General features: G+C 73.6%; 15 protein-coding genes. 13 read left to right on the plus strand and 2 right to left on the minus strand.

Annotation, left to right across the window (positions count from 1 at the left end):
* Nucleotides 1–72: 72 nt before the first annotated feature.
* From AMK27_RS07565 to AMK27_RS07600, 8 genes are all read left to right on the plus strand, one after another.
* Nucleotides 73–1,137, plus strand: coding sequence for a glucose-1-phosphate thymidylyltransferase (locus tag AMK27_RS07565; RefSeq protein ID WP_073904140.1), 1,065 nt, complete (start codon nucleotides 73–75; stop codon nucleotides 1,135–1,137).
* Nucleotides 1,134–2,117, plus strand: coding sequence for a dTDP-glucose 4,6-dehydratase (gene rfbB, locus AMK27_RS07570; RefSeq protein ID WP_073904142.1), 984 nt, complete (start codon nucleotides 1,134–1,136; stop codon nucleotides 2,115–2,117). Before AMK27_RS07565 ends, rfbB begins: the two co-directional genes overlap by 4 nt.
* The gene (locus AMK27_RS07575; RefSeq protein ID WP_073904144.1) at nucleotides 2,114–3,103 is read left to right on the plus strand and encodes an NAD-dependent epimerase/dehydratase family protein; all 990 of its coding nucleotides are present in this window, start codon (nucleotides 2,114–2,116) and stop codon (nucleotides 3,101–3,103) included. The genes rfbB and AMK27_RS07575 overlap by 4 nt, the downstream gene beginning before the upstream one ends.
* Nucleotides 3,100–4,410: a lipopolysaccharide biosynthesis protein RfbH gene (rfbH, locus tag AMK27_RS07580; RefSeq protein ID WP_073904146.1), complete on the plus strand. Its 1,311-nt coding sequence runs from the start codon at nucleotides 3,100–3,102 to the stop codon at nucleotides 4,408–4,410. The genes AMK27_RS07575 and rfbH overlap by 4 nt, the downstream gene beginning before the upstream one ends.
* Nucleotides 4,407–5,822 carry an NDP-hexose 2,3-dehydratase family protein gene (locus AMK27_RS07585; RefSeq protein WP_079188288.1) on the plus strand — a complete coding sequence of 472 codons (1,416 nt, stop codon included), beginning with the start codon at nucleotides 4,407–4,409 and terminating at the stop codon, nucleotides 5,820–5,822. The genes rfbH and AMK27_RS07585 overlap by 4 nt, the downstream gene beginning before the upstream one ends.
* Nucleotides 5,819–6,793, plus strand: a complete 975-nt coding sequence (locus AMK27_RS07590; RefSeq protein WP_073904148.1) for a Gfo/Idh/MocA family protein — start codon at nucleotides 5,819–5,821, stop codon at nucleotides 6,791–6,793. Before AMK27_RS07585 ends, AMK27_RS07590 begins: the two co-directional genes overlap by 4 nt.
* A gap of 161 nt (nucleotides 6,794–6,954) precedes the next feature.
* Complete coding sequence (locus AMK27_RS07595; protein ID WP_073904150.1) at nucleotides 6,955–7,962, plus strand: beta-ketoacyl-ACP synthase III; 1,008 nt, start codon at nucleotides 6,955–6,957, stop codon at nucleotides 7,960–7,962.
* Complete coding sequence (locus AMK27_RS07600) at nucleotides 7,959–8,570, plus strand: flavin reductase family protein (protein WP_241847378.1); 612 nt, start codon at nucleotides 7,959–7,961, stop codon at nucleotides 8,568–8,570. The genes AMK27_RS07595 and AMK27_RS07600 overlap by 4 nt, the downstream gene beginning before the upstream one ends.
* A 107-nt stretch (nucleotides 8,571–8,677) precedes the next feature.
* Here AMK27_RS07600 and AMK27_RS07605 read toward each other — a convergent pair whose 3' ends face one another.
* Nucleotides 8,678–10,240, minus strand: coding sequence for a sensor histidine kinase (locus AMK27_RS07605; protein WP_241847379.1), 1,563 nt, complete (start codon nucleotides 10,238–10,240; stop codon nucleotides 8,678–8,680).
* An 8-nt stretch (nucleotides 10,241–10,248) separates the two neighbouring features.
* Nucleotides 10,249–10,974: a response regulator transcription factor gene (locus AMK27_RS07610; RefSeq protein ID WP_073904152.1), complete on the minus strand. Its 726-nt coding sequence runs from the start codon at nucleotides 10,972–10,974 to the stop codon at nucleotides 10,249–10,251.
* A 174-nt stretch (nucleotides 10,975–11,148) separates the two neighbouring features.
* On the opposite strand from AMK27_RS07610, the gene AMK27_RS07615 reads away from it, so the two are divergent.
* From AMK27_RS07615 to AMK27_RS07635, 5 genes are all read left to right on the plus strand, one after another.
* Nucleotides 11,149–13,587 (plus strand): MMPL family transporter, encoded by a 2,439-nt coding sequence (locus AMK27_RS07615; RefSeq protein ID WP_073904154.1) that lies wholly within the window; start codon nucleotides 11,149–11,151, stop codon nucleotides 13,585–13,587.
* A gap of 241 nt (nucleotides 13,588–13,828) precedes the next feature.
* Nucleotides 13,829–14,662, plus strand: a complete 834-nt coding sequence (locus tag AMK27_RS07620) for a M55 family metallopeptidase (protein WP_073904156.1) — start codon at nucleotides 13,829–13,831, stop codon at nucleotides 14,660–14,662.
* A complete protein-coding gene (locus tag AMK27_RS07625) occupies nucleotides 14,655–15,989 on the plus strand; it encodes a M20/M25/M40 family metallo-hydrolase (protein ID WP_073904158.1) in 1,335 nt (444 codons plus the stop codon). The genes AMK27_RS07620 and AMK27_RS07625 overlap by 8 nt, the downstream gene beginning before the upstream one ends.
* Before the next feature lie 55 nt (nucleotides 15,990–16,044).
* Nucleotides 16,045–18,045: a S9 family peptidase gene (locus tag AMK27_RS07630; RefSeq protein ID WP_073904160.1), complete on the plus strand. Its 2,001-nt coding sequence runs from the start codon at nucleotides 16,045–16,047 to the stop codon at nucleotides 18,043–18,045.
* Nucleotides 18,042–19,019: a S66 peptidase family protein gene (locus AMK27_RS07635; protein ID WP_073904162.1), complete on the plus strand. Its 978-nt coding sequence runs from the start codon at nucleotides 18,042–18,044 to the stop codon at nucleotides 19,017–19,019. The genes AMK27_RS07630 and AMK27_RS07635 overlap by 4 nt, the downstream gene beginning before the upstream one ends.
* Nucleotides 19,020–19,114: the final 95 nt, after the last annotated feature.

A 19,114-nucleotide genomic window follows, 5' to 3' on the forward strand; every position in this document is an offset into this window, starting at 1 on the left:
CTCCAGCAGACCGGCGCAGGATCGTGGTCCGAGCCGGCGGAAGAGGACGCCACCCCCATGAGAGGAACTCCGATGAAGGCTCTGGTGCTGTCGGGCGGTTCCGGCACCCGGCTGCGACCGTTCAGCTACTCCATGCCGAAACAGCTCATCCCCATCATCAACAAACCGGTGCTCGAACACGTCCTGGACAACGTCCGGGCGCTCGGCATCGTCGACGTCGGCGTCATCGTCGGCGACCGGGGGCCGCAGATCGCCGCCGCCATCGGCGACGGCTCCCGGCTCGGCCTGGACATCACGTACATCCCCCAGGACGCGCCCCGCGGCCTCGCCCACACCGTGGCCGTCGCCCGGGACTTCCTCGGCGACGACGACTTCCTCATGTACCTCGGCGACAACATGCTGCCCGACGGCATCGAGGAGATCGCCGCGGACTTCGCCGCCGAACGCCCCGCGGCGCAGCTCCTCGTCCACAAGGTCGCCGACCCCCGCGCGTTCGGCGTCGCCGAGCTCGGCCCGGACGGCACCGTGGAACGGCTCGTGGAGAAGCCCGCCGTACCCCGCAGCGACCTCGCCCTCATCGGCGTGTACTTCTTCACCCCGGCCATCCACGAGGCCGTCGCCGCCATCGAGCCCAGCGCGCGGGGCGAGCTGGAGATCACCGACGCCGTCCAGTGGCTCGTCGAGCGGGGAGCCGCCGTCCGGGCGAGCCGCTACGAGGGCTACTGGAAGGACACCGGACGCGTCGAGGACGTCCTCGAGTGCAACCGCCGGATGCTCGACGGACTCGACGGCCGCGTCGACGGCGAGGTCGACGCCGCCAGCACCCTCACCGGCGCCGTGATCGTCGAGGCGGGCGCCCGGATCACCGGCTCGCACGTCGTCGGTCCGGCCGTCATCGGCGCCGGCACCCTCGTCGAGAACAGCCACGTCGGCCCGCACACCACCATCGGCCGGGACTGCGTCCTGAGCGACACCCGGCTCGCGTACTCCATCACGCTCGACGGGGCCACCGTCCGCGGGGTCAGCGGCCTCCACGGCTCGCTCATCGGACGCTCCGCCACCGTCGGCCCGGCCGAGGCGACCGGCCGGCAGCGGCTCGTCGTCGGCGATCACACCCACGTGGAGGTGGCGGCATGAGGCTCCTGGTCACCGGCGGCGCCGGATTCATCGGTTCGCACTACGTCCGGACGCTCCTCGACGGCGGATACGAGGGGTACGAGGACGCCCACGTCACCGTGCTCGACATCCTCACCTACGCGGGCAACCGGGACAGCCTCCCCGCCGACCACCCCCGGCTCGACTTCGTCCGGGGCGACATCTGCGACCTGCCGCTCCTCATGGAGCTGCTCCCCGGCCACGACGCCGTCGTCCACTTCGCGGCCGAGTCCCACGTCGACCGGTCCCTGGAGGCCGCCGCCGACTTCGTCCGCACCAACGTCCTGGGCACCCAGAACCTCCTGGAGGCCTGCCTGCGCACCGGAGTCCCCCGGGTCGTCCACATCTCCACCGACGAGGTGTACGGCTCCATCACCGAGGGCTCCTGGACCGAGGACTGGCCCCTGCTGCCCAACACCCCCTACGCGGCCTCCAAGGCGGCCGCCGAGATGATCGCCCGCGCCTACTGGCGCACCCACGGCCTCAACCTCTCGGTGACCCGCTGCTCCAACAACTACGGCCCCTACCAGCACCCCGAGAAGCTCATCCCGCTCTTCGTCACCAACCTCCTCGAAGGCAGGTCCGTGCCGCTCTACGGCGACGGCCGCAACGTACGGGAATGGCTGCACGTCGACGACCACTGCCGGGCCGTCCAGCTGGTCCTCACCCGCGGCCGGGCCGGCGAGGTCTACAACATCGGCGGCGGCAACGAGCAGACCAACATCGAGATCACCGAACGGCTCCTGGACCTCTGCGACGCCGACGCCTCCCTGATCCGCTGGGTCGCCGACCGCAAGGGCCACGACCTGCGCTACTCGATCGACGAGACCAAGATCCGCGAAGAGCTGGGCTACGCCCCGCGCACCCCCTTCGACCGCGGACTCGCCGAGACCGTCGCCTGGTACCGGGACCACCCCGACTGGTGGAAGGCGGCCAAGGACACCGAGGAAGGCACCGGGTGAACGTCGTCCTCCTCGGCGCCGGCGGCTTCCTCGGCGCCCACCTCCACCGCGGCCTCACCGGCGCGGGCCACCGCGTGGTGTCCTTCGCCGGCACCGGCGCGGGCGGACTCGACCTCGCGTCGGCGCCACCCGGGCGCATCGCCGCCGCCGTCGCCGACGCCCTCGGCGACCCCGACGGGACCGGCGGCGGCGCCGTCGTCAACGCCGCGGGCCGCGCCTGGAACACCGACGAGGCGGGCATGCACGCGGGCAACGCCGAACTCCCCGCACGGATCGTCCGGGCGCTCGCCCTCCTCGCCCGTCCGCCCCGGCTGGTCCAGCTCGGCACGGTCCACGAGTACGGCGCCGGGACCACCGGCACACCGACCCCGGAGACCGCCCCGCCCGCCCCCGTCACCCCGTACGGGCGCACCAAACTCCTCGGCACCGAGGCGGTGCTCGCCGCCGCCGGGACCGGCCGGGTCCCCGGCACGGTCCTGCGGATCGCCAACGTGGCCGGGCCCGGCGCCCCCACGGGCAGCCTGCTCGGCTCGGTGGCCGCCCGGCTGGCCGACGCGGCCCGCGCCCTCGACGCGGCCCCGGACGGCGGAACCGGCCGGACCCCGGTCGAGCTGCGCCTGCCGCCGCTGCGGGCCTGGCGCGACTTCGTCGACGTGCGCGACGTCACCGACGCCGTCCTGCGGACCCTCGCCGCCCCGCTCGACCGGGTCTCCGGCCGCGTGATCAACATCGGCGGCGGAGCGGCCGTCCACACCCGGGAGCTCGTCCAACGGCTCGTCGACCTCAGCGGGCTCCCCGTCAGAACCGTCGAGGAGACCGTGCCCGGAGCGCCGGCCCGGCACGACACGGAGTGGCAGCAGCTCGACATCACCCGTGCCGCCGCACTGCTCGGCTGGCACCCCGGCCACTCCCTCGACCACGCGCTGCGGGACCTCCTCGCGGCCTCATCCGCCGGCAACGGCACGGCAGGAAGGACAACGCGATGAGCGACCACCGGGCGCTTGTGCTCGACGAGGTGCGCAAGTACCACCAGGAGCAGGAGCAGCAGGCCGACCGGGGCTTCGAGCCCGGCGTCACCGAGATCTGGCCGTCCGGAGCCGTCCTCGACGAGGAGGACCGGCTGGCGCTCGTCGAGGCCGCGCTGGAGATGCGGATCGCCGCGGGCCGCAGCTCCCGCAAGTTCGAGTCGGCCTTCGCCCGCCGGCTCGGCCGCCGCAAGGCCCACCTGACCAACTCCGGCTCCTCGGCGAACCTGCTCGCCGTGTCCGCCCTCACCTCCCCGCACCTGGAGGACCGCAGGCTGCGGCCCGGCGACGAGGTGATCACCGTCGCCGCCGGATTCCCCACGACCGTGAACCCGATCCTGCAGAACGGCCTCGTACCGGTCTTCGTCGACGTCGACCTCGGCACCTACAACACCACCGCCGACCGGGTCGCCGCCGCCATCGGACCCAAGACCCGGGCGATCATCATCGCGCATGCCCTCGGCAACCCCTTCGAGGTCGCCGAGATCACCCAACTCGCCGAGGAGCACGAGCTCTTCCTCATCGAGGACAACTGCGACGCCGTCGGATCCCGCTACGACGACAAGCTCACCGGCACCTTCGGCGACCTCACCACCGTCAGCTTCTACCCGGCCCACCACCTCACCATGGGCGAGGGCGGCTGCGTCCTCACCTCGAACCTGGCGCTCGCCCGCATCGTGGAGTCGCTGCGCGACTGGGGCCGGGACTGCTGGTGCGAGCCCGGCGAGAACGACAAGTGCCTCAAGCGCTTCCAGTACCAGATGGGCACCCTGCCGGCCGGGTACGACCACAAGTACATCTTCTCGCACGTCGGTTACAACCTGAAGGCGACGGACATCCAGGCCGCCCTCGGCCTCTCCCAGCTCACCAAGCTCGACGCCTTCATCGACGCCCGCAAGCGGAACTGGCGCCGGCTGCACGACGGCCTCGCCGGCGTGCCCCACCTGCTGCTGCCCAGCGCCACCCCGCGCAGCGACCCCAGCTGGTTCGGCTTCGCCCTCACCGTCGACGTCGAAGCACCCTTCACCCGCGCGGAGTTCACGGACTTCCTCGAAGGCCGCCGCATCGGCACCCGACGGCTCTTCGCCGGCAACCTCACCCGCCACCCGGCCTACATCGACCAGCCGCACCGGGTCGTCGGCTCGCTCGTCAACAGCGACGTCATCACCGACCAGACCTTCTGGATCGGGGTCTACCCGGGGCTGACCGACGAGATGATCGACTACGTGGTGGACTCCGTCAAGGAGTTCGTGGAGGCCCGCGGATGAGCCGGGCCACCCCGACACGCCCCCCGCGCACCCTCCTCGACGGCGCCCCCCTGACCTCACGCGAGGACACGGACATCGCCGCCCGGCTGGCCCGCTCCGCCCGCGAACGGACAGGCCGGGCCCCCGGCCCCCGCGACATCACCGGCTGGCTCGCCGAACGCGCCGAAGCCACCGTCTTCGGGGTCGAGCGGATCCCCTTCAGCGCACTCGACGGCTGGTCGTTCGACCCGGACACCGGTGACCTCGGACACCGCAGCGGCAGGTTCTTCACCGTTCAGGGCATGCACGTCACGCACCAGGACGGACCGTTCCCCGAGTGGCGCCAGCCCATCATCAGCCAGCCCGAGGTCGGCATCCTCGGCATCGTCGTCAAGGAGTTCGGCGGCGTCCTGCACTTCCTCATGCAGGCCAAGATGGAGCCCGGCAACCGCACCCTGCTCCAGCTCTCGCCCACCGTCCAGGCCACCCGCAGCAACTACACCAAGGTGCACCGCGGCGCCGACGTGAAGTACATCGACCACTTCGTCCGCCCCGGGCACGGCCGGGTCCTCGCCGACGTCCTCCAGTCCGAACACGGCTCGTGGTTCCTGCGCAAGTCCAACCGCAACATGATCGTGGAGGCCGTCGACGACGTCCCCCTCCTCGACGACTTCTGCTGGCTGACCCTCGGTCAGATCAACGCCCTCCTCCACGAGTCCAACACCGTCAACATGGACGCCAGGACCGTCCTGTCCTGCCTGCCGCACGCGGGCGACCCCCGCGCCCTCCACTCCGACGTCGAACTGCTGTCCTGGTTCACCGCCGAACGCTCCCGGCACGACGTCCACACCCGGCGCATCCCGCTCGCCGAGACCTCCGGCTGGCACCGCGGCGCCTACTCCATCGACCACGAGGAAGGCCGCTACTTCCGCGTCGTCGCCGTCGACGTACGGGCCGGGAACCGCGAGGTGACCCGCTGGAGCCAGCCCCTCTTCGAGCCCGTCGCCACCGGTGTCACCGCCTTCCTCGTCCGGGAGGCCGGCGGCGTCCGCCACGTCCTCGCCCACGCCCGCGTCGAGGGCGGCTTCCTCGACACCGTCGAACTCGGCCCCACCGTCCAGTACACCCCCGACAACCACGCCCATCTGACCGGAGCCGACCGGCCCCCGTTCCTCGACGCGGTCCTCGCGGCCGCCCCCGAACGCATCCGCTACGAGGCCGTCCACTCCGAGGAGGGCGGCCGCTTCCTCAACGCGGAGAGCCGCTACCTCCTCGTCGACGCCGACGAGGCGACCCTCGCCGCGGACCCGCCGCCGGGCTTCCGCTGGGTCTCCGAGGGCCAGCTCACCTCCCTCGTCCGGCACGGCCACTACGTCAACGTCCAGGCCCGCACCCTGCTCGCCTGCCTGCACGCCACCCGGGAGCCGCGATGAGCGGGCCGCTGCGCCTCGGCCTCCTCGGCTGCGCCGACATCGCCGTCCGCCGGATGCTGCCCGCCGTCGCCGCCCACCCCGACCTGGAGATCGCGGTGATCGGCAGCCGCGACCCGGACCGGGCCAAGGCCGTCGCCGAGCGCTTCGGCGGCCGGCCCGCCGCCGGGTACGACGCCGTGCTCGCCGCCGACGACGTCGACCTGGTCTACGCCCCCGTCCCGGCCGCCCTCCACGAGACCTGGGTCGCCGCCGCCCTCGACGCGGGCAAGCACGTCCTCGCGGAGAAGCCGCTGACGCTCGACGCCGAGCACACCCGCCGGCTCCTCGACCGCGCGGCCGACCGGGGCCTCGCCCTCGTCGAGAACGTCCTCTTCGTCCACCACCCCCAGCACGAGGCGGTACGACGCCTCGTCGCCGACGGCGCCATCGGCGAACTCCGTTCCCTCCACGCCACGTTCACCGTCCCCGAACCACCCGACGACGACATCAGGCACCGCCCGGAACTCGGCGGCGGTGCCCTGTGGGACGTCGGGATCTACCCGCTCCGCGCCGCCCTCCACCTCTTGGGCCCCCGGCTCGCCGTCACCGGCGCCGCACTCACCGCCGGAACCGGACGCCGGGTCGACACCGCGGGCGCCGCCCTGCTCAGCACCCCCGAGGGCGTCACCGCCCAGCTCACCTTCGGCATGGCCCACGCCTACCGGGCCCGCTACGAGCTCCACGGCAGTACGGGCCGGATCACCGTCGACCGCGCCTACACCCCACCCGCCGACCTCACCCCGCTCGTCCGGCTGCACGGCCCCGACGGCAGCCGTGACATCCCCCTCGCCCCGGCCGACCAGGTCGAACGCGCCCTCACCGCGCTCGTCGCCGCCGTCCGCGACCGGTCCGCCCCCGACCCGGCCGTCCTGCGCCAGGCCGAACTCCTCACCGCACTGCGCCGGTACGCCGGGACCCCGGATCCGACCTGACGCGACCCGCCCCCGCCCGACCGGGCCGGATCAGAGCCGATCCGGCCCGACCCGAACGAGAGGCCCCGACCCACCCCCCCCGCATCCGGGCGGAGCCGTACGCACGCACCTCACCGCACAGCGGCAACCGGCCGAGCGCCGGCCGCGGAAACGAGTCGACGATGCCCCCAGTCAGCCTGCGCACCCCCGCGCACGGTCACAGCCGCATCCTCGGGGTCGGCGGTCACCGGCCGCGACGGGTGGTCGGCAACGCCGAGATCTGCACGCGGATCGACTCCACCGAGGAGTGGATCGAGACCCGCAGCGGCATCCGCGAACGCCGGTTCGCCGAGCCCGACGAGACCCTGCACGTCATGGCCGTCTCCGCCGCCGGCAAGGCACTCGCCCATGCCGGCGTGCCGGCCGCCGACATCGATCTCGTCCTCCTCGCCAGCATGTCCCACCTCCTCCAGACCCCGCCGCTCGCCGTCCGGGTCGCCCACGAGCTCGGCGCGCACCGCGCCGCCGGGATCGACCTGTCCGCCGCCTGCGCCGGCTTCTGCCACGCCCTCGCCGTCGCCTCGGACGCGGTCCGCGCGGGCAGCGCCCGGCACGTCCTGGTCATCGGCGCCGAGCGGATGACGGACATCGTCGACCCGGAGGACCGTACGATCTCGTTCCTCTTCGCCGACGGCGCCGGAGCCGTCGTCGTCGGCCCCTCCGACACCCCCGGCATCGGACCGGTCGTCCGGCGGGCGGACGGGGCCCACGCCCACGCCCTGCGCATGACCGCGGGCTGGGACGCCTTCGCCGAGGCCCCCGAGGAGACCGGCCGGCCCTGGATGCGGATGGACGGCCGCCGGGTGTTCCGCTGGGCCATGGAGCAGGTCGCCCCCGAGGCCGCCCGCGCCCTGGAGCTCGCCGGCGTCGCCCCCGCCGACCTCGGGGCCTTCGTCCCGCACCAGGCCAACCTGCGGATGATCGAGCTGATGGCCGAGCGCCTCGGCCTCACCGGCCGCACCGCCGTCGCCCGGGACGTGGTGCGGACCGGCAACACCTCCGCCGCCTCCGTCCCCCTCGCCCTCGACGCCCTGCTCGAACGGGGCGAGGCCCGCAGCGGCGAAGCGGCCCTGCTCCTCGGCTTCGGGGCCGGGCTCAACTTCGCCGGACAGGTGGTGCTGCTGCCGTGACCAGCCGAAGCCCCCAGGCTCTGACCGCCGCTGCCCCCACCACGGGCTCCGCCCCCGGGCCCGCGTCTGCTCCCGCCCCCGCCCCCGGGCGCGACGGCGGCCGCGACGCCTCGATCGGGGTGGACCCCGCCGACTTCCGCGCCGCGATGGCCCGGTTCGCCGCCGGCGTGGTCGTGGTGACCACCCGGGCCGCCGACGGCAGCCCCCGAGGCTTCACCGCCACCTCGTTCTGCTCGCTCTCGCTCGACCCGCCGCTCGTCCTCGTCTGCCTCTCCCACTCCTCCTCGTCGTTCCCGGACTTCGACGCGTGCGAGGAGTTCGCGGTGAGCATCCTGCGCCGGGAGGACGAGGCGGTCGCCCGGCTCTTCGCGACCTCCGGCGCCGACCGGTTCCCCGACGGGGAACAGGCCCACACGCCCGCGCTGCTGCCGGTGGTGAGCGGGGCCATCGGCCAGCTGGACTGCACGCTCCACGCCCGCCACCGCGCGGGCGACCACACCATCATGATCGGGCGGGTGGACGACGTCCGGCTCGCCCCCGGAGAACCCCTCGTCTACTACGACCGGGCCTTCGGCACCCTCGCGCCGGGCCCGCACCGGGCCCCGTGACGCGGGCGCGGGCGGGCCGCCCCCCGTTCAGGCCTGCCCGCGCCGCACCGCGCCGTCCGTGTCGATCCGCCCGCGTCGGGCCGTGCGCCGTGTGTCCGGCGTCCGCCTCAGGTCGTGAGCTGGGCGTCCGGGAAACGGACCTCGACCGTCATGCCCTCGCCGAGCCCGGTCTCCACCCGCAGTGTCCCGTCGTGGGCCTGCACCACCGCCTGCACGATCGACATGCCGAGGCCACTGCCGCCGGTCCTGCGGGCCCGGTCGGGGTCCGCCCGGAAGAAGCGGTCGAAGATGCGCGCCGCGTCCTCGGGCCGCATCCCGGGGCCGTCGTCCCGGACCCGGAGCAGGACGGCCTCGTCCTCGCGGGTCACCTCCACCGTGACCGGCGCCTCGGGCGGGGTGTGCACGGAGACGTTGCTGAGCAGGTTCGCCACGAGCCGTCGGAGCAGTCCCTCGTCGCCCAGGACGGGCACCGGCTCGTCCTCCCGCTTGAGCGCCCCCGCCTCCGTCACCGGCCGCCCCGGCTGGACCGCCAGCAGGTCCACCGCGGCCTCCCGCGCGAGCAGGGCGAGGTCCACCGGCCGTCGCTGGGGCTGCGGCTGCTGCTCCAGGCGCGCCAGCGCGAGCAGTTCCTCCACCAGCCGGTTCATCCGGTCGGCCTCCGAGGCGATCCGGCCGATGGCCCGCTCCTGCTCCTCGGGCCCCAGCATGCCCTTGTCGAACAGCTGGGCGTAGCCGCGGATGGTGGCGAGCGGGGTCCGCAGCTCGTGCGAGGCGTCGGCGGCGAACCGCTTCACCTGGTCCGACGCCTCCTCCCGGCAGCGGAAGGCCGTCTCGACCTGCTGGAGCATGGAGTTGAGCGCCGTCCGCAGCTCGGTGACCTCGCTGCTGCCGCCCGCGGTCGGGATCCGGCTCCCGAGATGGCCCGCCGCGATCGCCGAGGCCGTCTGCACCATGTCCTCCAGCGGACGCAGCCGACGGCGGGCGGCCCGCTGGGTGAGCAGCGCGAGCAGACTCAACAGGGCCGCGCTCACCAGGAGTTCGAGGAGGAAGAGCTTCTTCACCGTGGCCATCATCCCGGCCATCGGCGCCGTGCTGAGCAGGATGCCGTCTCCGGCCACCCGCTGGGCGCCCACCCGGTACACCTCCCCGTCCAGCCGTACGGAGGCCCCCTCGCCCCGGTCCGCGAGCGCGACCGGGGACACGGAGGCGGCCAGGGCGTCGGCGTTCCGGCGGGGCCCGTCCGACTCCCGTACGCAGGAACGGACCACCCGGCCGCGGGAGTCGAGCAGCGCGTACGGCGCCGAGCGGTGCAGGACCGCGGAGGGCACGGCGGCGCAGGTGTCGGGGGCGGCGGACGCGGGGGAGGGGAGCGAGGAGGGCGAGGAGGATGCCCGTACGTCCTGCACGTCCTGCCGCAGGGTGTCGTCGAGCTGCCCTATCAGGATGGTCCACACCCCGACGAGCGAGGCGGCCATGGCGAGGATCAGGCCGAGGGCGAGCAGGGCCACGTTGACGAGGGTGAGGCTGCCCCGCAGCGAACGCGGCCTGCGTAAGCCCGACTTCACCGGGGCGGACGGGCCCGTGGTCACGGGGGCAGCCGGGCCCGTGGTCACCGGGACGGCCGGGCCCGACGTCACCGCGGCGGCCGCGGCGGGCTCCGCGGTCTTCACGGCCCCGTTCATCCCGTCGCCGCCCGCAGTCCGTACCCCACACCCCGTCGCGTGACGATGAGGGGCGCGTCGCCGCTCCGGTCCAACTTCCGCCGCAGATAACTGATGTACGTCTCCACCACGGTCGACTCCACGGCCGAGTCGTAGCTCCAGACGTGGCGCAGGATCTGCTCCTTGGTGACCACGCGGTCCGCGTTGCGCATCAGGTAGCGCAGCAGGTTGTACTCCGTCGGGGTGAGGTCCACGGGCCGGCCCGCCCGCCGTACGGTGAACGTCGCCTCGTCCAGCTCGACGTCGAGGTGCCGGAGCACGTCCCGGGGGGCCCGCTCCTCGCTGCTCCGCCGGGTGCGGCGCAGCACCGAGCGGACCCTGGCCACCACCTCGTCCACGTTGAACGGCTTGGTGATGTAGTCGTCGCCGCCGAGCGCCAGCCCGCTCACGATGTCCTGGGGGGCGTCCCGCGCGGTGAGGAAGATGATCGCGGTGTCCCAGGACCTCTCCCGCTCGCCCCGCAGCCGGCGGCACACCGACCAGCCGTTGCCGTCGGGGAGCATCACGTCGAGCAGGATCAGGTCGGGGCGGTGCCGCTCCGCCAACTCCAGCGCCTGACTGCCCGATTCGGCGAAGAGTACGGACAGACCGTGGAACTTGAGCGTGATGCCCAGTACATCGGCGATGCCGGGCTCGTCCTCCACGATGAGCACCGTGGCGGGTCTGCTGGTGTCGAGGTCCATGCCCCCAGTATCGGGCCGCCCCGTCGCGTCCTTCTGGGGAAACGGCTGACGGCTGGTTGAGAGTTCCCTGTGAGAACCCGGGGAGACTCCAGGAGCTTCTGGTCCACCCGTCCACCGCCGCTCAGGCTGATCAACAGACGGCAGGAATACCTGAGTTCGACCGGACGAGGAGTGATGGACGTGGGGACGTGGGCCCGATGGTGCTTCCGGCGCAAGTGGGTGGTGATCGCGCTGTGGGTCGTCGTGCTGGTCGGCACGATCGGCGCGAGCAGCTCGCTCGGTGACAAGTACGCCAATGTGTTCGACCTGCCGGGGACGGATTCCTCCAAGGCCATCTCGCTGATGCAGGAGGCCTTCCCCGAGCAGGCCGGCGAGACCGACACCGTCGTCTGGCGGGTCGACGAGGGCAGCGTCCGCGACGACGAGGTCCGCACGAGGATGACCGCCGCCCTGGAGAAGGTCGCCGCGCAGCCGGACGTCGGCTCGGTCGCGAGCCCCTACGGCGAGGCCGGCGCCGGGCAGATCAGCGAGGACGGCCGCACCGCCTACGCGAGCGTCACCTTCACCAAGCAGGGCAACGAGCTCGAGATCGAGCAGATGAAGGCCCTCATCGAGACGGCCAGGGCCCCGGCCGGCGACGGGCTCGCGGTCGAGGTCGGCGGCGCCACCGTGGCGCTCGCCGAGGCGCCCCCTGCGCACCTCAGCGAGATCGTCGGCGTGCTCGCCGCCGCCGTCGTCCTCTTCCTCGCCTTCGGCTCCCTCTTCGGCATGCTCCTGCCGATCATCACGACCCTCTTCGCGGTCGGTACCGCCTCCGCCACCATCGCGCTGCTGAGCCGTGTGACCACGGTGCCCGAGGTGTCGACCTGGCTCGCGATGCTCGTCGGTCTCGGCGTCGGCATCGACTACGCCCTCTTCATCGTGACCCGCCACCGCAAGGGCATCCTCGCGGGCAGGACTCCGGAGGAGGCGGCCGTCACCGCCGTCAACACCTCGGGCAGGGCCGTCATCTTCGCCGGCGGAACCGTCTGCATCGCGCTCCTCGGCATGTTCGCCCTGCGCATGAGCTTCCTCAACGGTGTGACGATCTCGGCGGCCCTCACCGTCGTCATCACCGTCATCGCCTCCATCACCGTTCTCCCGGCGATGCTGGGAGTCCTCGGGATGCGCGTCCTCAGCCGCCGCCAGCGCCGCCGGCTCGCCGCCGAGGGCCCGCGGGCCGAGAACAAGGCCCGGCTCACCGCCCGTTGGTCGCTGTACGTGGAGAAGCACCCGCGCGTCCTCGCCGCCGCCGCCTTCGCGGCCATGCTGGTCATCGCCGTGCCCGCCCTCTCGCTCCGCCTCGGCACCTCCGACCAGGGCAACAACCCGGAGACCAGCACCACCCGCCAGGCCTACGACCTGCTCGCCGAGGGCTTCGGCCCCGGCTTCAACGGCCCCCTCCAGGTGGTCGCCGAGGTGCCCGGCCCGCAGGACCGGACCGCCCTGGACGGACTGGTCGAGCGGCTGCGGAGCACCGAGGGCGTCGCCCAGGTGGTCCCGGTCCCGACCGGCGCGACGTCCAAGGTCGCCATCGTGCAGGTCGTGCCCACCACCAACCCGCAGTCCGAGGAGACCTCGGAGCTGATCGACCGGATCCGCGAGGACGTCGTCCCCGCCGCGGAACAGGGCAGCGCCCTGCGCGCGTACGTCGGCGGCGGGACCGCCCTCGGCGAGGACTTCGCCGACACCCTCGCCGGCAAGCTGCCCGCCTTCGTCGGCGCCATCGTCGCCCTGGGCTTCCTGCTCCTGCTGGTCGCCTTCCGCAGCATCGTGGTACCGCTCACCGCCGCGGTCATGAACCTGATCGCCGCCGCGGCCTCCTTCGGCGTGGTGGTGGCGATCTTCCAGTGGGGCTGGGGCGGCGAGTTCCTCGCCGCCGGACGGCCGGGACCGATCGAGGCGTTCCTCCCGGTCATCATGCTGTCCCTGCTCTTCGGCCTCTCGATGGACTACCAGGTCTTCCTGGTCAGCCGGATGCACGAGGAATGGGTCCACACCCGCGACAACGCGCGCGCGGTGCGGGTCGGCCTCGCCGAGTCCAGCCGGGTGATCAACGCCGCCGGCGTGATCATGATCTGTGTCTTCAGCGCCTTCATGCTGAGCGGCCAGCGGGCCACCGCCATGTTCGGCCTGGGCCTGGCCGGAGCGGTCGCCCTGGACGCCTTCATCCTGCGGACCGTGCTCGTGCCCGCCCTGATGCACCTGTTCGGCGCCTCCAACTGGTGGCTGCCGGGCTGGCTCGAGAAGCGCCTGCCGCACTTCGCCGTCGAGCCGCCGGAGGAGGACGGGACCGGGCACGACGGTCTCGTCGTCCACGGATTCGTCCACACGGCGGACGGCTCCCCGGTCGAGGGGGCCGCGATCACCCTCCTCGCGAGCGACGGCGGCCAGGCCGACCGGGTGCTCTCCCACGTGGACGGGGGTTACGTCCTGACCGCTCCCGAGCAGGGCCTGTACGTGGTGTCGGTCGAGGCCCGCGACCACGCCCCGCACACGGCGGACGTCTCCGTCGGCGCGGTCCCCGTCCAGCGCGACCTGCGGCTCGCCCCGGCGGACACCCGGGCGCACTGACCGCGGCCCGCGGCCGCCACGGCCGCGGGCCCCGTGAACGACCCCCTCCGCAATCCCCCGCCGGAGGGGGTCCTCGCACGTCCCGACCTGTCCCGCACCTGCGCGGAAGCCGCACCGGACCCCGTGGCGGAACCCGGACCGGACCGCGTACCGGAACGCGCCGAGGACCGCCAATGGGCCAGGCCAATGACGTTTTCCACAGGGGTGGTACGGCCGCCGGGCTGCGCGTACGGTGCCAGTCATGAAGATCCTCATCAGCGCCGACATGGAGGGCGCGACCGGTGTGACCTGGCCCGGCGACGTGCTGCCCGGCACGCCCCAGTGGGAGCGGTGCCGCTCGATGTTCACCTCCGACGTGAACGCCGCGGTGCTCGGCTTCTTCGACGGCGGAGCCGACGAGGTCCTCATCAACGAAGCGCACTGGTCCATGCGGAACCTGCTCCTGGAGCGGCTCGACGAGCGGGCCGAGATGATCACCGGCCGGCACAAGACCCTCTCCATGGTCGAGGGCGTCCAGCACGGGGACGTCGACGGCATCGCCTTCGTCGGCTACCACACCGGCGCCGGCACCGAGGGCGTCCTCGCCCACACTTATCTCGCCAACTCGATCACCGGCGTCTGGCTCAACGGCGAGCGGGCCAGCGAGGGCCTGCTCAACGCCCATGTGGTCGCGGAGTACGGCGTGCCCGTCGTCCTCGTCACCGGCGACGACCTGACCTGCGAGGACGCCCTCGGCTACGCGCCGGAGGCACCCAAGGTCGCCGTCAAGGACTACGTCTCGCGGTACGCGGCGGTGTGCCGGACCCCGGCCAGAACCGCCGCCGACATCCGCGCTGCCGCGAAGACCGGCGCCGCGCTCGCCGTCCGCCACGAGCCGGTCCACGGCGGCCCCTTCACCGTGGAGCTGGAGTTCGACGCCGAGCATCTGGGCGCGGCCGCCACGGTGGTTCCCGGCGTGGCGCGCGGCGCGGAGCGGCGCGTCGCCTACACGAGCGAGACGATGTACGAGGCAATCCGCACATTCAAAGCGGTCACGACGATCGTCTCGGCCGCGGTGGAGGAGCAGTATGGCTGAGGAGGTCCGGGGCCCGGACACGACAGCGCTCGACGAGGTGGTCACCTTCACCTCCGAGCTCATCCGCATCGACACCACCAACCGGGGCGGCGGCGACTGCCGTGAGCGGCCCGCCGCCGAGTACGTCGCCGAGCGCCTCGCCGCCGCCGGCATCGAACCCACCCTCCTGGAGCGGACCCCCGGCCGCACCAACGTGGTGGCGCGCATCCCCGGCACCGACCCCTCGGCCGAGGCCCTCCTCGTCCACGGCCATCTGGACGTCGTGCCCGCCGACCCCGCCGAGTGGACCACCCACCCCTTCTCCGGCGAGGTCCGCGACGGGGTCGTCTGGGGCCGCGGCGCCGTCGACATGAAGAACATGGACGCGATGGTCCTGGCCGTCGTCCGCTCCTGGGCCCGGCAGGGCATCCGGCCGCGCCGCGACATCGTCCTGGCCTACACCGCCGACGAGGAGGCGAGCGCCGAGGACGGCTCCGGCTTCCTCGCCGACCGCCACGCCGCGCTCTTCGAGGGCTGCACCGAGGGCATCAGCGAGTCCGGGGCCTTCAGCTTCCACCCGCAGCCCGGCACCACCCTCTACCCGATCGCCGCAGGGGAGCGGGGCACCGCCTGGCTCAAGCTCACCGCGCACGGCCGCGCCGGGCACGGCTCCAAGGTCAACACGGCCAACGCCGTCACCCGCCTCGCCGAAGCCGTCGCCCGGATCGGCTCGCACGCCTGGCCCGTCCGGCTCACCGCCACCGTCCGCGCCGCCCTCGCCGAACTCGCCGCGCTCTACGCGATCGACATCGACGTCCACTCGCCGCACCTCGACGTGGACCTCCTCCTCGGCAAGCTCGGCCCCGCCGCCGCCCTCGTCGCGCCGACCGTCCGCAACAGCAGCAACCCGACGATGCTCGACGCCGGCTACAAGGTCAACGTCATCCCGGGCCAGGCCGTCGCCCACATCGACGGGCGGACACTGCCGGGCACCGAGGAGGAGTTCGCCGCGACCATGGACGAGCTCACCGGCCCGTACGTGGAGTGGGAGTTCCACCACCGCGAGGTCGCCCTGGAGGCCCCCGTCGACTCGCCGACCTTCGCGAAGCTGCGGGCCGCCGTCGAGCGCTTCGACCCGGACGGCCACGTCGTGCCGTTCACCATGTCGGGCGGCACCGACGCCAAGCAGTTCTCCCGGCTCGGCATCACCGGCTACGGCTTCTCGCCGCTCCGGCTGCCCCCGGAACTCGACTACGGAGCGCTCTTCCACGGCGTCGACGAACGCGTCCCCGTGGACGCGCTGCACTTCGGCGTCCGAGTGCTCGACCACTACCTGAAGTCGGCCTAGGACAGGCCGAAGGACCGTCATCGTTTCGCGTCACACCGTGACAGGGGGAGCTGGGATGAAAACGATCGCCGCCCACGGCAGCTGGCCGTCACCCGTCGACGCGGCGCTCGCCGCCGCCCACGACGGGCGGCCCGAGTACCCCGGCGTCGTCGGCGACGAGCTGTGGTGGACCGCGCCACGCCCCGCCGAGGGAGGCAGGCGCGCCCTCGTGCGACGGCGCGCCGACGGCACCGAGGAGAGCCTGCTGCCCGCCCCGTGGAACGTCCGCAGCCGGGTGATCGAGTACGGAGGCCTCCCCTGGGCGGCGGTCCCGCGCCCGGCCGGCGGACCCCTCGCCGTCTTCTGCCACTTCCCCGACCAGCGGCTCTACGCCTACGAGCCCGACGCCGCGGCCGGCGCCGGGCCCCGGCCCCTCACCCCCGTCTCCGCGACCGGCGGCGGACTGCGCTGGGCGGACCCGGTCGTCCACGCCGACCGCGGCGAGGTGTGGTGCGTCCTGGAGGAGTTCACCGGCCCCGCCCCGACGGACGTGCGCCGGGTGATCGTCGCCGTACCCCTCGACGGCTCCGCCGCCGACGACCGCGCGGCCGTCCGGGAACTCTCCGACGGGCGCCACCGGTTCGTGACCGGTCCCCGGCTCTCCCCGGACGGCCGCAGGGCGGCCTGGATCGGCTGGGACCACCCCCGGATGCCCTGGGACGGCACCGAGGTGCAGCTCGCCGACGTCACCCCCGACGGCACCTTCGACCGGGCCACGACCGTCGCGGGCGGGCCTTCCGAGTCGATCCCGCAGGTCGACTGGGACGCGGCCGGACGGCTCCTCCTCGTCAGCGACCGCTCCGGCTGGTGGAACCTCTACCGGGCGGAGGTCGGCACCGACGGCGGCCTCGGGGAACCGGCCGCGCTCTGCCCCCGCGCCGAGGAGTTCGGCGGACCGCTCTGGAAGATCGGGCTGAACTGGTTCACGCCCCTGGAGAACGGTCTGGTCGCCGTCGTCCACGGCAAGGGCACCACCGCCCTCGGCATCCTCGACCCCGACCGCGGCTCGCTCGTCGACGCCGCCGGCCCCTGGACCGAATGGGCCCCGACCCTCGCCGCCCACGGCAGCCGCGTGGTCGGCGTCGCCGCCTCCCCGCACACCTCCTACGAACTCGTCGAGCTCGACGCCCGCACCGGCCGCACCCGGGTCGTCGGCGCCGCCCACACCGACGCCGTCGACCCCGCCCACCACCCCCGACCCCGCGTCCGCACCTTCACCGGCCCCGGCGGCCGCGAGATCCACGCGCAGATCTACCCGCCGCACCACCCCGGCTTCGCCGGCCCCGAGGGCGAACTCCCGCCCTATGTGATCTGGGCCCACGGCGGCCCCACCGGCCACGCCCCGCTCGTCCTCGACCTGGAGATCACCTACTTCACCTCGCGCGGCATCGGCGTCGCCGAGGTCAACTACGGCGGCTCCACCGGCTACGGCCGGGAGTACCGCGAGCGGCTGCGCGAGCAGTGGGGCGTCGTCGACGTCGAGGACTGCGCGGCCGTCGCCGCGGCACTCGCCGCCGAGGGAACCGCGGACCCGGCCCGGCTCGCCGTCCGCGGCGGCAGCGCCGGCGGCTGGACGACGGCCGCCTCCCTCGTCTCCACCGACGTGTACGCCTGCGGCACGATCATCTACCCCATCCTCGACCTGCGGGGCTGGGCCACCGACGAGACCCACGACTTCGAGTCCCAGTACCTCCACGGGCTCATCGGCTCCCTCGACGACGTCCCCGCCCGCTACAAGGAGCGCTCGCCCATCGAGCACGTCGACCGCGTCACCGCGCCCTTCCTGCTGCTCCAGGGCCTCGACGACGTCATCTGCCCACCCGCGCAGGCCGAGCGCTTCCTCACCCGCACCGCCGGCCGGGGCGTCCCGCACGCCTACCTCGCCTTCGAGGGGGAGGGACACGGCTTCCGCAGGGCCGACACGATGGTCCGCGCCCTGGAGGCCGAACTCTCCCTGTACGTACGGACCTTCGGCATCACCCGGACGGACGTGCCCGACCTGGAGTACCGCACGTGACAGCACCCGACCCCGCCCTCCCCAGCCCGGCGGAGGCCCGGCCCCCGGCCGGCCCGCTCACCCGGCCCGAGCGGCTGCGGCCCGGCGCCCGGGTCGCCGTCGTCGCCCCCGCGGGGCCCGTCCCCGAGGAGCGGCTGCGGGCGGGGCTCGACATCCTCCGCGGCTGGGACCTCGACCCCGTCGTCGCCCCGCACGTCCTGGACACCCACCCCGTCCTCGACCACCTGGCGGGCGCCGACCGGGCCAGGGCCCGCGACCTGACCGAGGCCTGGTGCGACCCCTCGGTCTCCGCCGTCCTCTGCGCGCGCGGCGGATTCGGGGCCCAGCGCATGGTCGACCTCGTCGACTGGCGGGCCATCAGGGAGGCCGGGCCCAAGGCGTTCGTCGGCTACAGCGACATCACCGCCCTGCACGAGGCCTTCGCCGTCCGGGCCGGCTACTCCACCCTGCACGGCCCGATGGTCGCCGCGGGCACCTTCCTCTCGGACCCGCGCACCCAGGAGTCCCTGCGGGCCACACTGTTCACACCCGAGTCGGTGCGCACGCTCGGCCTGGACACGGCCCGGACCCTGGCACCGGGGCGCGCCCGCGGCGTGACCCTCGGCGGCTGCGTCAGCCTCCTCGCCGCCGACCTCGGCACCCCGCACGCCCGCCCCTCCGCTCGCGGCGGACTGCTGCTCCTGGAGGACGTGGGGGAGGAGCCGTACCGGCTCGACCGCATCCTCACCCAGCTCCTCCGCTCCGGCTGGCTCGACGGCGTCGCGGGCATCGCCCTCGGCTCCTGGGCGGAGTGCGGCCCGTACGAGGAGATCCGGGCGGTCCTCCTGGACCGCCTCGGCGACCTCGGCGTCCCGGTCGTGGAGGAACTGGGCTTCGGCCACAGCGAGACGGCCCTGACCATGCCGCTCGGCGTGTCGGCCGTCCTGGACACGGAGAAGAACACCCTCACCCTGGACGTCCCGGCCCTGCGCTGAGCGGCGGCCGGGCGGCGACGCGAGGTGGGGGGAGGGGGAGGCGGACGAGAGGCCCGGGACGGTACGGGCCTCCCCGACACGGCCCTTCACTGAAT

Source organism: Streptomyces sp. CB02009 (assembly GCF_001905825.1).
Taxonomy (GTDB): Bacteria; Actinomycetota; Actinomycetes; order Streptomycetales; family Streptomycetaceae; genus Streptomyces.

Excerpts from the sequence above, each read along its gene's own strand:
- AMK27_RS07590 (WP_073904148.1), top strand. The coding sequence starts at position 5,819 with ATGAGCGGGCCGCTGCGCCTCGGCCTCCTCGGCTGCGCCGACATCGCC.
- AMK27_RS07565 (WP_073904140.1), top strand. The coding sequence starts at position 73 with ATGAAGGCTCTGGTGCTGTCGGGCGGTTCCGGCACCCGGCTGCGACCG.
- AMK27_RS07595 (WP_073904150.1), top strand. The coding sequence starts at position 6,955 with ATGCCCCCAGTCAGCCTGCGCACCCCCGCGCACGGTCACAGCCGCATC.
- rfbH (WP_073904146.1), top strand. The coding sequence starts at position 3,100 with ATGAGCGACCACCGGGCGCTTGTGCTCGACGAGGTGCGCAAGTACCAC.
- AMK27_RS07610 (WP_073904152.1), bottom strand. The coding sequence starts at position 10,974 with ATGGACCTCGACACCAGCAGACCCGCCACGGTGCTCATCGTGGAGGAC.
- AMK27_RS07585 (WP_079188288.1), top strand. The coding sequence starts at position 4,407 with ATGAGCCGGGCCACCCCGACACGCCCCCCGCGCACCCTCCTCGACGGC.
- AMK27_RS07615 (WP_073904154.1), top strand. The coding sequence starts at position 11,149 with ATGGACGTGGGGACGTGGGCCCGATGGTGCTTCCGGCGCAAGTGGGTG.
- AMK27_RS07625 (WP_073904158.1), top strand. The coding sequence starts at position 14,655 with ATGGCTGAGGAGGTCCGGGGCCCGGACACGACAGCGCTCGACGAGGTG.
- rfbB (WP_073904142.1), top strand. The coding sequence starts at position 1,134 with ATGAGGCTCCTGGTCACCGGCGGCGCCGGATTCATCGGTTCGCACTAC.
- AMK27_RS07620 (WP_073904156.1), top strand. The coding sequence starts at position 13,829 with ATGAAGATCCTCATCAGCGCCGACATGGAGGGCGCGACCGGTGTGACC.
- AMK27_RS07630 (WP_073904160.1), top strand. The coding sequence starts at position 16,045 with ATGAAAACGATCGCCGCCCACGGCAGCTGGCCGTCACCCGTCGACGCG.